The sequence below is a fragment of the Psychrobacillus sp. FSL K6-2365 genome (genome assembly GCF_038003165.1).
Lineage (GTDB): Bacteria > Bacillota > Bacilli > Bacillales_A > Planococcaceae > Psychrobacillus > Psychrobacillus psychrodurans.
Genome location: NZ_JBBOOO010000001.1, coordinates 1,607,360 through 1,621,960, shown reverse-complemented (window position 1 = coordinate 1,621,960; position 14,601 = coordinate 1,607,360). Strand labels below are relative to the sequence as shown.

At 33.4% G+C, this 14,601-nt stretch carries 15 protein-coding genes; 1 reads left to right on the top strand and 14 read right to left on the bottom strand.

The features are described 5' to 3' along the window. Positions 1–130: 130 nt before the first annotated feature. Positions 131–535 carry an HIT family protein gene (locus MKY29_RS07685; RefSeq protein ID WP_340879438.1) on the bottom strand — a complete coding sequence of 135 codons (405 nt, stop codon included), beginning with the start codon at positions 533–535 and terminating at the stop codon, positions 131–133. Between the two features lie 575 nt (positions 536–1,110). Then, positions 1,111–1,941, bottom strand: a complete 831-nt coding sequence (locus MKY29_RS07680) for a GNAT family N-acetyltransferase (RefSeq protein WP_340879437.1) — start codon at positions 1,939–1,941, stop codon at positions 1,111–1,113. A 603-nt stretch (positions 1,942–2,544) separates the two neighbouring features. Here MKY29_RS07680 and MKY29_RS07675 point away from each other — a divergent pair. Beyond that, positions 2,545–3,768: an IS110 family transposase gene (locus tag MKY29_RS07675; RefSeq protein WP_340878735.1), complete on the top strand. Its 1,224-nt coding sequence runs from the start codon at positions 2,545–2,547 to the stop codon at positions 3,766–3,768. 100 nt (positions 3,769–3,868) lie between these two features. Here the strand turns inward: MKY29_RS07675 and MKY29_RS07670 are convergent, their stop codons facing one another. The 12 genes from MKY29_RS07670 to MKY29_RS07615 all read right to left on the bottom strand — a co-directional run bounded on the left by MKY29_RS07670 (position 3,869) and on the right by MKY29_RS07615 (position 13,835). Next, a complete protein-coding gene (locus tag MKY29_RS07670; protein ID WP_340879436.1) occupies positions 3,869–4,681 on the bottom strand; it encodes a Cof-type HAD-IIB family hydrolase in 813 nt (270 codons plus the stop codon). Positions 4,682–4,883: 202 nt separating this feature from the next. After that, the gene (locus tag MKY29_RS07665) at positions 4,884–5,207 is read right to left on the bottom strand and encodes a hypothetical protein (protein WP_340879435.1); all 324 of its coding nucleotides are present in this window, start codon (positions 5,205–5,207) and stop codon (positions 4,884–4,886) included. Positions 5,208–5,587: 380 nt separating this feature from the next. Further along, positions 5,588–6,076: a hypothetical protein gene (locus MKY29_RS07660; RefSeq protein ID WP_340879434.1), complete on the bottom strand. Its 489-nt coding sequence runs from the start codon at positions 6,074–6,076 to the stop codon at positions 5,588–5,590. A 104-nt stretch (positions 6,077–6,180) separates the two neighbouring features. Then, positions 6,181–6,507, bottom strand: coding sequence for a hypothetical protein (locus MKY29_RS07655; protein WP_340879433.1), 327 nt, complete (start codon positions 6,505–6,507; stop codon positions 6,181–6,183). Between the two features lie 474 nt (positions 6,508–6,981). Further along, complete coding sequence (locus tag MKY29_RS07650; RefSeq protein WP_241598659.1) at positions 6,982–7,407, bottom strand: hypothetical protein; 426 nt, start codon at positions 7,405–7,407, stop codon at positions 6,982–6,984. A 155-nt stretch (positions 7,408–7,562) separates the two neighbouring features. After that, positions 7,563–8,315 (bottom strand): aminoglycoside phosphotransferase family protein, encoded by a 753-nt coding sequence (locus MKY29_RS07645; protein ID WP_241598657.1) that lies wholly within the window; start codon positions 8,313–8,315, stop codon positions 7,563–7,565. Between the two features lie 629 nt (positions 8,316–8,944). Then, entirely contained in the window at positions 8,945–9,601 is a 657-nt protein-coding gene (locus MKY29_RS07640) for a Type 1 glutamine amidotransferase-like domain-containing protein (RefSeq protein WP_090562214.1), read from the bottom strand. Positions 9,602–9,755: 154 nt separating this feature from the next. Then, positions 9,756–11,333, bottom strand: coding sequence for a DUF4179 domain-containing protein (locus MKY29_RS07635; RefSeq protein ID WP_241595685.1), 1,578 nt, complete (start codon positions 11,331–11,333; stop codon positions 9,756–9,758). Further along, a complete protein-coding gene (locus MKY29_RS07630) occupies positions 11,311–11,877 on the bottom strand; it encodes an RNA polymerase sigma factor (protein ID WP_093496849.1) in 567 nt (188 codons plus the stop codon). The genes MKY29_RS07635 and MKY29_RS07630 overlap by 23 nt, the downstream gene beginning before the upstream one ends. Before the next feature lie 316 nt (positions 11,878–12,193). Then, positions 12,194–12,550 carry an AraC family ligand binding domain-containing protein gene (locus MKY29_RS07625; RefSeq protein WP_241595688.1) on the bottom strand — a complete coding sequence of 119 codons (357 nt, stop codon included), beginning with the start codon at positions 12,548–12,550 and terminating at the stop codon, positions 12,194–12,196. A gap of 222 nt (positions 12,551–12,772) precedes the next feature. Further along, complete coding sequence (locus MKY29_RS07620) at positions 12,773–13,171, bottom strand: hypothetical protein (RefSeq protein WP_241595691.1); 399 nt, start codon at positions 13,169–13,171, stop codon at positions 12,773–12,775. A gap of 142 nt (positions 13,172–13,313) precedes the next feature. Continuing rightward, complete coding sequence (locus tag MKY29_RS07615) at positions 13,314–13,835, bottom strand: DUF5412 family protein (protein ID WP_241595692.1); 522 nt, start codon at positions 13,833–13,835, stop codon at positions 13,314–13,316. Positions 13,836–14,601 lie beyond the last annotated feature (766 nt).

The window sequence follows — 14,601 nt, the reverse complement described above, 5'->3', positions numbered from 1 at the left end:
GATGTTCCAATTTTGAAAAAATTCTCCTCCTGAAATGTCAAAAACCCATTTTTTCTTATTGAACTAAACTGCCGCTTTAGTTTAAGAAGAAAAAGGCTTTACTCCTTCTTGAAGTAAAGCACCCGTTAGCTTAATAATTTTTCCTTTTATTATCAGCACTTTTAAACATATATCTAATACCTTTACCTGCAAGTGGTTCATCTTCATACCTTGGTAATACATGAAAATGAGAATGAAATATATGTTGTCCTCCAATCTCGCCACAATTCCATCCGAGGTTATATCCTTGGGGATTATACCTTTCATCCAAGTAATTTTTTACATCTTTAAGAAGTGTATAGGTTGCAATCCATTCTTCTATTGTTAAGTCAAATGCAGTTTCCCTATGTTTTTTAGGTACAATTAGCCCAGCACCTTCAAGTTGAATACCTTTCTCTTGTGCTTGTTCTAACTGCAAAAACATACAATACTCGTTGCTTAAAATGACTTTTTGGGTTGGTTCTAATTCCAGATTACAAAATATACAATCTTTCATTCAAATCTCCTTCTCCCCGTTCGTTATTTTCTGTTTTTATTTTAACTTTGTTATTACACTAACCTGCCGCTTTAGTTCAATAAGAAAAAGGCTTTACCCCTTCTTGAAGTAAAGCACCCGTTAGCCATCCATGCAGCCCCAAAAAGCTGCACCACAGAGGATGAAAATTGTTGCAGAGTGGGTATAGATTAGTATGGCTGGCGAAGAAGGTCGATGAACTATGGTGCCTTAGAGCCCTCCAACGACCACGGTGCATCACAGACTGTCGCACTCTATATGAGTAGCACTCATGGGAGATTAATCCTACTCTGGTTTTTGCACCAGCCTGCCTTTATTCTTACAAGAATGGAGTGATTATTGATTTACCTTTTAACACAAAACTCAATATAAGCATTCTGAAGGCTCAGCCTTTTTTTAAAAAAGCAATTTCTGAGTCTCTTTTGTTATGCAATTTTGTATATTTTGAGCATTTTTTAATTTTCATGGGAGTTGAATAAGAATAGTAAAGCTTATTTAACAATAAAGCCAGATAGGAACATCATCAAATCAAATTTTTTCAACCTATAAATGAATAATTAATCGAGCGGAAAATAATAGCCAACATAGCTAAATACATTGCTGAATCCAATATTTTCTGCAACTGCAACAGAGGGAGTGTTCTTCTCCATACAATCCCAATACGGAACCTTATTATTCTCCAAACAATCTTTAACAAAACTGTGAGCTACTCTTTGAGCTAATTTTTTTCCCTGATGGGTCTCTAATGTTTCAATATCAATGCAGTGTACTTTTCCAACGACAAAACCTGAAAAACAAACACTAACAATTTCATTTTTATAAACAATACAATAACCCAATCCACTATTAAAGAAACTCTCAGGTGAGGACCAAAACTCTAATATTTTTGATTGTAAAAATTCAATGTTTGTTATTGAGTTATTCTTATTTTCAAAGAAAGTATTACAGATTTTTATAACCTTATATTCTTGTTCGATTGCAGGTTTGTAATTACCTTTATAATCAGCCTTATGTAAGATATAAACCCTTTGATTCCAACTCTCTAATTTACGATGTTCAAAAACTCTTTCAATAATGTTATTCCATTTTTCGTGATTGCCGACTCCTTCAAACCATTTTAAATGGACCTTTTTTGCTTCTGATGCGATTACATTGCTAATAAAATGGTTTAATTCATTATTAAATACTTCATTTTGCTCACTTCCAAAAAATATAAATCCATCATTATTTCCTAACCAAATAAGCCCAGACACAGGATTATTAATATCATCTACAAAAATACCCCCCGGATTTATATTTTCAACAATTGCTAATGCTTCTAATTGCCCTTGTTCATTTAACAATTTTCTACACTTACTAAATTCAGATTTATCTAATTCGAATATCATATACATCCCCTACACCTTCATATTTATAGGTAAAATAAATATTTCAATTTATATACACTAAAACTCCTAATTTCCCTTTATCCATTTAATTCGATTTTAAGACAACTAAAACCTTTATAATACTAAACTTTTATTTAACAATCTGGCCTAATTGTGAACTAAACTGACGCTTTAAAGGCTTTACTCTTGAAGTAAAACACTCAATTAGTTGATTATGTGGTTTGTGTGTTTATTGCTAGTATTTTATAAAAAAAATAATTATTTCGGAAATCGAATTTTCAACTAACCTGCTGCTTTAGTTCAATAAACAATAAATGCTTTACCCCTTCTTGAAGTAAAGCACCCGTTAGCCATCCATGTAGCGCAAAATCAGCGCTACACCACAGAGAATGAAAATGTGAAAACCTGGGTATAGGATACTACGGCTGGGAGAGGAAGGTCGATGAACTATGGTGCCATAGAGCCCATCCGTTAGTCTGACTCCAACGACCACGGTGCATCACAGACTGTCGCTCCCTTACGGGAAGCACTCATGGGAGATTAATCCTACTCTGGTTATTGCACCAGCCTCCAATACTATTTGCCGTAGAAAGGATGATTACAATGGAAGTAATCATTGAACGTGCTTGTGGAATGGATGTCCATAAGGATTCCATTACTGCTTGTATTATTACCCCAAAAGGAAAGGAGATTCAAACGTTTTCCACTAAAACTGTATTTCTATTACAGTTAATTGACTGGATTAAGGAGCATGATTGTACTCACGTAGCAATGGAAAGTACAGGTGTATTTTGGAAGCCTATTGTTAACTTGCTAGAAGCCGAGAGCATTGAGTTTTTAGTAGTGAACGCTCAACATATGAAAGCAGTACCAGGTCGTAAGACCGATGTAAAAGATGCAGAATGGATTGCCAAACTTCTTCGTCACGGTCTACTTAAAGCAAGTTTTATTCCAGACCGAAATCAGCGGGAATTAAGAGAGTTAGTTCGATACCGTCGAAGTATTATTGAAGAGCGTGCGAGACAACATAATCGGATTCAAAAGGTTTTAGAAGGAGCGAATATCAAACTCGGTTCCGTTGTCTCCGACATCATGGGTGTTTCGTCTCTTGATATGCTCCGTGCTATCGCCGATGGCGAAAATGATCCTGAGAAATTAGCTAGCTTTGCCCGCCGATCAATGAAGAAGAAAAAGAGTGAACTGGAGCTAGCTCTTCGAGGGTATATCAATCCACATCAACGTCTCATGTTAAAAACCATTCTGGTCCATATAGAATTTCTAACTGAGCAGATTGAGCTATTAAACGAAGAGGTTGCTACTAGGTTATCCTCCCATCAAGAAGATATAGAACGATTGGATTCCATTCCTGGCATCGCCACTCGAATGGCCGAACAAATCTTAGCCGAAGTCGGTACAGATGTGGAGAAGCAATTTCCCAGTTCGGCGCACTTATGTTCCTGGGCAGGATTAGTACCTGGGCATAATGAAAGTGCGGGCAAGAGGAAATCAACCAACATGAAAAAAGGAAACAAGTACTTGAAATCGGCATTAATTGAAGCAGCTCATTCTGTTAGAGGATCCAAAACCTACTTGGGAGCCCTGTATAGGCGTACTGCATCAAGAAAGGGTAAAAAGCGTGCAGGGATATCAGTCGCTCATGCCATTTTAAGAATCAGCTATTATCTCCTAACACGCAAAGAAATGTACCTAGACTTAGGGGAAGATTACTTTGACAAACAAAAAGAACAATCGATTGTACGATATTCTGTTCGAAGACTTGAAAACTTAGGTTACAACGTTACAATCACTGAACCAAATGCCTCCTAGTCCAACCCATAATTTAATTCTCATTTAGGCGCTGCACTTTTTTAAAAAATTATTGAGCTGCGTCCGATTTCGTATTGCCTTTTTCTATAAATCGAAGATTTTAATTTTCATGGGAGTTCAATAACTTTTCCAAGATATTCGCTACACCATCTTCATCATTTGAAGTTGTATTATTTTTAGCAATTTCTTTTAATTCGTCTATCGAATTTTCCATAGCTATTGGAATTCCACATAGCTTAAATAAACCTAAGTCGTTAAAGTCATCACCAAATACCATTGTTTTTTCTAATGAAATGTTTAATTTTTCTGCAAGTTCTGCTATTGCGGATTCTTTCGAAATACCTAATCTCATTATTTGTGTAAGTTGATTCGAGTCCGTATTAATAACATTTACTTTATCGCTGAACTTTTTAGTGAAATCATCAATATTCTTTAAGTGTGTAACAAGGATTTTCGTTGGGCTTTTTAATTTCATTTCTACAATATCAATAATTTCAGGATTATTAGAAACCTTCATAAATGAACGATAATCAATCTCTTCATAACTATACCAAGTATCATTGACCTCAATAGAAAATAGGTGTTCAGGTTCATTGGATATTAAGTATTCAATAATTTGCTTGTTTATAGTTGAATCGATAGAATAATGTTCATTTATTTGTAATGGGCTATTAATAATTAATGCACCGTTATAAAAAACAATAATTGCAATTTCTTGTAATTCCTTTGGAATTAATTCTTTTACTGTTCTTGGGGGTCTTGCAGTTGCAATAATAATTGGTATTCCAAGTTTATGAATTTCTATTATTGAATCTAAATTTCTCTTACTTACTTTCTTATCGGAATTTAATAATGTACCATCTAAATCCAATATTACTGCATCTACTTTATTTCTATCCTTTAAAGAATTCATGTTTGCCCTCATTATTCAACAAATATAGTAGTGGTTAATACTCTTTATCTAATAAGTTTTTTTCTCCATATTGAATTAAACTGCCGCTTTAGTTCAATATGAAAAAAGAGCTGCCGAAGCACCTATGATCTTTACTAAAGCACCTGTTAGTTCAAAAACAAGGAACAACTCCTTGAACTTTAAAACAAAGGTCTCTGAATATTTAAAAACCATTTAGAGCATTTGAAATATCCCTAATAATTTCTTTATGAACGTAAATATTCCAAATAATAAAGGTGGTAAGGAAGAAAAACAATACAGCAACATACAATTTCACGTTTTTTCTAGGTCTCAAAGGTTTAAAAAGTAATACAAAAAAGACTGAAATAAAAAACCAAAGTATAAAGATAGTGAGTCTCCACATTTCATTCGCTTTATTAATTGGCAATATTACTTTTATTGCTTGAATTACAGTATCTTCTACATTGTACACTTCTTTTTTTACAAATCCCTCTTCAATCGTTAACATCATTGATTCTTCATCCAAGTAGTAATTATAACCAGTTAAATTGAAATTGCTTTTCAGTGTTAAAAGTATAAGTATTGCTGCCAGAGAAAAATAGAAAAATAAAGGTAAAAACCTCTTATTAATTTTAGTGATAGCTACCCCTCCTTATAACAACCTTTTTCTTCAACTAACCTGCTGTGTAGGTGCCACCCGAGACTTGAAGTAAAGCACCTCTTTCGTTCAATAATTTACATATATTAACTTATTCAACACAATCGCAAAAAAACCTTCTTCTTCAACTAAACTGCTTCGATAGTTCAACAAGAAAAAGCCTTACTCCTTCTTGAAGTAAAGCACACCGTTAGTTCAACAAAAAAAAGCTGTTTTATACCAGCAGCTTGTAAGTGGAAGATTCTTTTTTATTCTTTATAGGCTTCGACATATACTGTTCCAAAAAACTTTTCATCAATATATGCATCCATTTTCCACATACCTATTTTGGGTAATGACATATAAGTGTGTTGGGATCTATCTGCTTCGTTAATAGGACCAGTAAGTTGTACAGTTTCTGCCAAGAGAACTTGTTCTCCATCATCTTGGTTGGTAGCAATTACTTTAAACCTTCCATCAAGTTCTGTTTCATCTCCCCAAAAATGCCACATGTACTTTTGTGTTTTATTTGGATAAAATCTATCCACTTCTCTATCATCATATATAAAGCCCAAGCGTCCTTCTTCTCCAATCATTGTGTAAACTCCTGATTTAAAAAGAGAACTCTGTTCCCATCGGTCTTCTTTATTCTCTACTTTATTTACAGCATCAGCCTTTTGCTCAACAACATTATTACATCCAAATATGACCAGTAAAATAGTGCATGAAATAATTAGAGTAATATATTTTTTAAACACTAAACACTAGCCCCCCTCCCCCGATCTAGAAACATATTCTTACCTATGTACAAATATTACCTGTTAAACTAAAGCACCCATTAGTTGAAGAGGAAACGTTATTCTTACACACGCAATTCCTTTGACCATTCAATAAACCAACTATGAGGTAACTCTAATTCTGACTGATCTCTATTCCTTAATTCTTTTTCACTCCAAAACAAATCCCATTGACATTCGATATCCCTTGCGACGCCTTTAGCTAGTGAATCATAATCATTCAATTCTTCACCTTCATCATCGTCAAATGCCATCGTTAAAGTATCGCACCACATAGCAAAATCATGTTGTGAAAATCCGTTTTCTTTCCGACAAACAGTATCTAACAATGTCCTTAAGTTTTCGGATGTATATGGAAGTTTTATGTTGGTATCATTCCAATTCCAATCCATTTATGTTTCTCTCTCCCCTTTGAACTGCTTTTCTTTGTACTATATCTAACCTTCTTAGTTAGTTCAATAAGGAAAAAGGCTTTACTCCTTCTTGAAGTAAAGCACCCGTTAGCCATCCATGTAGCGCAAAATCAGCGCTACACCACAGAGAATGAAAATGTGAAAACCTGGGTATAGGATACTACGGCTGGGAGAGGAAGGTCGATGAACTATGGTGCCATAGAGCCCATCCGTTAGTCTGACTCCAACGACCACGGTGCATCACAGACTGTCGCTCCCTTACGGGAAGCACTCATGGGAGATTAATCCTACTCTGGTGACCAGTTCATTATCCTTACTCTCTTCTTCACAACCAAAGATAGTAAGCCCCCCAAAAACTATCAAAAGGAATAGATATCGTCTCTTCATTTATTTAGCTCCTCCCATTATTGAACTAACCTGCCACGTTTGTTGTAGATGAAAGTAGTAATTTCTCTATTTATATTGATTAAAGTTTGTTTCTTTTGGCATTACCGATTTAATAAAGGCTATATCTTTCTCGTTAACATTGGGAGCAAAAAATTCCATCCCCCAATGTTCGGAATGAAAAATAGTGGTGGCATTTTTACTCAAAAAAATAGAGAACCATTTTATCTTTCCCTCAATATTTACATTATTAGATAATAAATGATTTACTACATCTAGCGATATATTCCCTTTGAAAATAGTAAGATTATTTTCATTAACTGTTTCAAATGAGGCTTTTAGCATAGATTTGACTTCCTCTACAACCTCTTTTTCTTCATTCCAACAATGGATTTCTATAGTATCTGATTGTGATAAAAAATAGTTCATCAAAGGACCCCAGTAATCATTTTTTTCATCTTCATCAGATACACTAAAATACAGTTGGAAAACCATTTTACTTCCTCCTTTACGGGGTTTTTTATATACTTTTGCTCAAATTTCTTATTAAACTAAACGTCGTGTTAGTTCAATAAGAAAAAAGACTTTAATCCTTCTTGAAGTAAAGCAGCCGTTAGCTTAAGTAGGAATATTAACAAAATATGATTTTATTATAATGGATAGTAATGATTAACTATCTTAATAAGACGTTCGTTTTTTTCTGATGATACATTTTCAGATAATCTTGCTCCTGCAATGATTGGAGCCCATTGAAAAATGTCATCTTTAGATAAACCACTTTTTTGACAATAAAGACGCAAATACATATCTGCTAATTCAATTGAGAACTGTTCATACAATAGATACGTTCGATAGACGTCTGCACGTATATCCCCTGCACTGGAATCCACCCAATCAATAATTGTCACTAGGTTATTATCTGACATAATTAAATTAAACATATGAAAATCTCCATGACATAACCTTTTCTTATATATAATCGTATCCATTTTTTGTAGTAAAGCAGACTTATTCCTTTTATCTAACTGTTGTGCTGATTCAATTTGACGGCTTAACTTTAAAGACATTGGTTCAAGCGAATCAGCTCCTATCATATGAATTTTTCGCTGTATATCTATGGAGATATTCATGTAATATTCTGCTTGATCCATGTTTTCGGATAAAATATTACCTATTGTTTTCCCTTTAACAAACTCCATTATTATGGCTTGTTTCCCATTTATTGTCGTGACATCGAATATTTTAGGTACAGAAAGTCCACATGAATGGGCAAACTTTTGTTTATTTGCTTCATATGAAGATTCCGTATCGGGCAAGAAATCATTGAAAACTTTGACAATCTTGTTTTCGTAGAGATAGATTTGTGCTGTATTTCCAATTGCTATTGGAACTCCTAAATTCATGGGTTTCTCTCTCCCTTATTTTATTTAATAAGAATTATTAAACATTATTTCAAATGATTTTTCACGGACTTATTGAACTAAACTGCTTCATTAGTTCAATAAGAGGCTTTACTCCTTCTTGAAGTAAAGCACACAGTTAATTGAATAAGGTACTTACTGTATTACTTTAATTATCATAGTGAGAAATATAATAAACAATAAAACAATATGTATCCATACCATATATTTTATGATTAATGCCGCCCAGACTTTCTTTCGTAAACCATAGTGAAGAACAATAGTAAAAACTAAGAGACTGATTATCCCGCGAAGGATACTACCATCTACAAAGAATAAAACTACATTTATCAATACAGATATAACAAATAAAATGACATATATCTTTTCCTTTCTTTGCACCTCGTGTTGGAACTGAAACATTTCTTTTCACCTTGATTTCTTCATATTATTGATTAATTGATAATACCTTATTCAACTATACTCCCGCTTTAGTTTAAGTGTAACAATTCACAATGCAAATCTGAGAACAACTTAATGTTTGGACATAAAATAGACCATCGAAATGATGGCCAAATTTGCTAAAGCACATTGTTAATCTTTACAGGCAGCCACTTGGCCATTCACTACAACTAGAGCGTCGCATCCAATTTCTGAATCCTCGAGTGGGAAATTAAAAAAACATTGCCAAAAACGTCGATTTTATCTTCCTTTACACGTATAGCGCAATCTTTGTTAGACGCATAAATATTTATTTCTTCCGATAGGAGAGATAGTTCGCTTTGAACCAGTGCAATGTTATTTTCAAGATCAAAATGAGACAGGACGGAAAAATTGTCAAGACCTATTCCGTTGAAAACAGTGCTCATTTTAACTTTATATCCTAAGTTTTTCGAGCATAACCATTTAGCGGACATGTTGATTGCACCAGCACTTGCTCCCATCACTACGGCGCTGCTTTTTTTAATCGAATCCGATAATTCATATTCTATCAAAAAGCCATTTTGTTTAAGAGTATCCCCTCCTAATAAGAAAATGACTGAAGCATTTTGAATTATCGTTTTGGCATCTTCCTTCTGGACGCGATAATTAATTAAATGATATTCATCAAACATAATGCCAGCCTGGTCAAGCCACGAGCGTTCAGTAGCACCAGCTTCTTCATAAATAGATGGATTCGAGCTAATCATAACAAGCGATTTTCTATCAGTTATATCCTGCTGTAACACACTGCACAGATTCACTGGAAATAAATTGTTAAACCAGCCTAAATAATAGTGAGTTTTCATAAGTCCCCCCGTAGTATAGCGTAAATAACATTTATTCCTTGTGTCACTCATTCCGTTTTCTAGTTACCACCACAAAATACTCTCCATATGGCCCAAATGTTGTACACAACAACGCTTATTTATATATTTTTTATTTTCTATCCTATTGACTTATTTATTCATATAATGGAACTCGCCATTTGTTCTCTATCTCAAAATAGTTAGTTGCAGTAAGAAGATGTAAAGATATTTCTTCCGGAATGTCATTTAAACCATTCGTTTTGAAGTATAGCGTATGCTTGAAATCCCCTATTTCACCTGTTGTAGTTTCACTATCAAGTTTAAAATACCTTCCAGTATTTTCTTTCAACAACCACTCACCAAATTCCGTTTCATTACTTTTTTGATTCACTGCCATTTCAATTTCAAATATAGTTGGATCACTTGTATTGGCACTACTTTGTAATTCAGCCTTTTTTATTGTTACCTCATTTCCCATATATTTAAACGATACAGGATTCTCTATAATTTCTTTAGGATTAAACTTAATAGAAAAATCAGTGGGAATTACTTTATAGACACCGTCCAATACGAATGTGAGATTGCTGTCATTTTTATCAGGTACAAATACTTCTTTCCATACAGCATGCCCTATTTTTTCTTTTCCGCTTGCAGAACTTATGATTATTTTATCATCCATAGGTTCGGTCTGAATATAAGGAGAAAATTTCATTATGACATTGTTATCTTCATTTTCTATATGATATTTAATAGATGTTCCAAAGGATGTGAGTTCGCTGACGTCCAATCCGAACTGTTCTTTTAATGCTTTAAAGTTTTTCTCGATTTCTAATTGTTCTGATGCTTCGTACGAAGTTTCATAATGCAAGGTATTCGACGTGGGTGCGAATTGTATTTCTTTTAAATTAATTGCTACTCCATTTATCGTTTGGTTTTCTTTAGTAAGATTCACGTTTTTGGTGTTTTCTTTGTTACCTGATATTTCTACTGGTATTTCTATGTCCCAATTTCCCTGTTTGCCATTTAACTCGACAAGATGAAAATTGATTATTACTTTCTCTAATCCAGGTTCATCACTTATAAACACTTGAAAAGAATTATAATCTAATCCACCATCCAATCTGTAACCCATTGTATAATTGTATTCACCATTAAAACCAGTAACGGAGATTCGGTTACCTTTTATTGAATGATCTATGCTCGGTTTTTCTACAATTCCTTTTTCATTAATAACTTGTAAAGACAAAGCTACTCGGGATGAATCTACAATTATATCCTCCACTTTCAATGTAAGTTGTTGATCTGACACTTCCACATTAATCCTTTCACCTAACCCATCATCTGATGCCATATTTAATCCCTCATCTACCTGCTTGGTACTAAACATGCCACTTATTATCTGCGCAAAGGTAGGGCTTAATGTTGCAGTTAAAACTACAGCTAACGTAATGGTAGCAGCCAGTAGGACGATACGTTTCCAAATCAGTTTTTTTCTTCTAATATCTTTTTTCTTATAAGGTTCCAGTTGGTCCAATACAAGTGATGCAAAATGATCTGGTAATGTTGGTGATTGTAAATTTACCTTTAAAAATTCCTGTTCCTCTTTAAAAAGTTGAACAATACTTGTACAAGTATCACAATTGTTTAAATGAGAAAGTATTTGAGACTGTTCTTGCTCTGTTAGTAGGTTATCAGCGTACTGAGAAAGTTTATCGGCCTTCGGACAGTTCATAAAAATAGCCTCCTTCACGATTTATTGTTTCTCTCATTTTTTTCTTTGCTCTGTGAAGTTTATTTCGAACCCCCGAAAGGGGCACTTCAACCAGTTCACTTATTTCCTCATAGCTTAATTCATTCACATATCGTAATAGAATAATCATTCTTTCATCTTCAGGAAGCGTTAAAATTAGTCGTTCTAACTGTCTACTCTTTTCCTTTTTCAATAAAATAATCTCTGGATGATTAGAATCTACAACTCTTTCTTCGTTAATTTGTATTTGTTTCAATTGATAGCTTTTCTTTCTAAACTCATCCATACAATGGTTAATAGTCACCCGATAAATCCAACTTGAAAATGATCCCTTATGATTATACTTTCCAAGTTGGTGATATACTTTAATGAATGCCTCTTGAACTAAATCTTGTGCAATCTGTGGATTTTTGGTCATCCGTAAAACAGTCGCATAAAGTAAGTTTTTGTATTTATTTATAATGTGAGAATAAGCCTGCTTATTACCAGTTAATATCTCTTGAATCCATTGCAACTCTTCTTCCATATGAACCTCCTTCTAATACAATTATGGGCATGTCTTGTTTTTGTTTTTCCCTCTTCTCTAATAACGAGTTCTATAGTTAAATAATTTCATTTTTAGTGAAATTAATTTTATTCGACATAGTGAATACCTAATTTTAAGTGTGAACGATTTTTTCTTGCTGTACTTAAATCTTTATAAATATAAAAAAGCTTTACCTCTTCTTGAAGTAAAGCACACCGATAGCTGAACAAGTAGTCCGTTTTAAAGTTTTTTAAATTCATAAGAATATCTATCTGGTCCAGACTGTACCCTTTCTTTGCTATGACTTGAATAATATCTATTTCTTTGATGCCATAAATAAGGAAGGATTTAACTCGACACTTTCAAATACAATAGCAGTTAACCCATTTTCTGATTTCGTTTCATGCCATTCATCTTTTTCCCAAAATACCGCATCTCCAGACTGAACTTTAAAATATTCTTCTCTGTCATTACTAACATATCCTTCTCCTGTTATTACTACCAAAAGTTGAGGCACTACTGCTTGATGGTACCCTACAATGCCATTTTCTTCTAAGTGCATATATCCTATATTAGTTGCTTTATCTGTTTGAATAACACGAGACATAAAAAAATTTGAATCAAACTTTGAAATTCTCTTACCGCTATCTTTACTAAATTTATAAAACTCCATCATGTACCTCCAAAGAATTAGTATAGATAATACTTATTCAACCACGTTGAACGATAATCCTTTAATTCTTATTCAACTAAACTGCAGCATTTCTTTATGGGGAACATTTCACAATCTATCGCGGAAAGCTATTCGGATAAAGCTATGTTTTAGAATTGTCCTTCATTCCTGTAAAAATAAAAGATATTATAGTGAATAGTCCCTAAATCCATGATTTCTTATTCAACTAAGCTGTTTCTTTAGTTCAATAAGTACCACAAAAGCTATTAAAACCAGTATAATCACGCTTTTGGTTTTATTCTTATTCCACAGATTTATTGCTGATAAGAATCCTCCTAAAGTAAAAAAACCAATTCCAATTAACTCCATTATCCTAATGGCGAATAAAGACCCTAAATGTGCAAAGAAAGTACCCATTACAATAAATCCAATTGTTAAAACAAAACGGCATGACCTAAAATCATTGATTGCTGATTTTTTATCATCAGTATTCATTTTAAAATAAGTTCTAACAACTATAAAAGCTGGTAATCCCCAAATAACTATAAACGGGATAAGAGAATCAGCATCCATATTAATTATCCATTTCCCCTTTCCACACTTGGGTAAATTACTCTTCAACTAAACTGCACCTTTAGTTTAAGTGTAACATTTCACACTGCATATCTGAGATTCTGAGATTAATTTAAGATTTTGGACATAAAAAATAGGACATCGAAATGATGACCATATTTGGCTAAAGCACCACATTAGTAAAAAAATTTTAATCCAAAAAAGTTTCTCCTTTATCCAAATCCAAAGTGTGATTGTTAATTATAATAATATGGTTATTGTCCCATTCCACATCTACCTTGTGCATAGGGTCTTCATAATAAATCCTCTTTTTAAACCAAAGGGGACCATTTACAATTCCTTCTACACTAATAGAGGTAGCTGCTCCACCGTTTAATGTGTAAAAGTCGATGATGATTTTAGAGTCGGGTGATTGTGCTGTTTCAATGGGTTCTCTCGCAAATGTATTTACTGCTACCCCTAATAGAAAAATTACCGAAAGGGGAAATGTAATTAGCACAGTAAGCCAACTTCTCCATCTTGATGGTCTACTACTTTTGTCTTTCAATCCAATAATGCCCGTAACGAAAGCAATAACAGTGAGTAACCATAAAGTCAAAGCAGGTGGTGCTACTTGCCAAGTTCGGTTATATGATGCATATAACGATTGTAATGAAAGCACTAATAATAACAAACATAAAATGAATGACCACAAATTATATTTTCTTCCCACTAAATTACCTCCCGATTAGAAGTTCTGGTGTTCCCCTAAAAAACTTCTTATTGGATTAACTCGCGGCGCTAGTTAATAAAAAGCTGCCCATAAATACTGCCTCATGTTCTGCTAAAGTACACTGTTAGTGAAATAATTATTATCCAAAATTCCTATCCAAAAACAGAAGTAGATAACTACCTGCACAAAGATAAATTGCAACTTGAGTTATGATATAAATTGAACGTTCAGGAAAAGTTAACTTTCTTTCCCTCTTAATTTTCTTGAAATGTCTAAAATAATAGAATGAACATAGGAGTAGTATTATTGCTGATACTTGGAATAAGGTTTCCAATATACTAACCAAAAAATCGTCTCCCCACATTATAATCTTTTTTATTTTATTCTTCTGTTCCTACTTCAATAAAATAGAATTACTGTTGTTACACTAAAGCTCACAAGAAAAGATTGATATCCATTAACCGCTGTTATTCTAATTGTCCCCATTATTTCTTTTAGGTTGAACAAGCCAAGTTACTAGTAGAAAAAACAGTCCAAAGCAAACTCTATATAATGTATTTATTACTCTACTATTTTCATCAAATAAATCTATTGATAAAATAAAACTTAAACAATATCCAATAATAAAGATAACGAAATAGCGGAATATTATTTCTACACCCCTATTCTTTAAAAAATCCAACTCAAACATCGAAATCAACTTGGTATTCTTGGTATAACAATAGATCTTCAAAAAGTGATAGCCTTGTTTAACTAAGCACCCGTT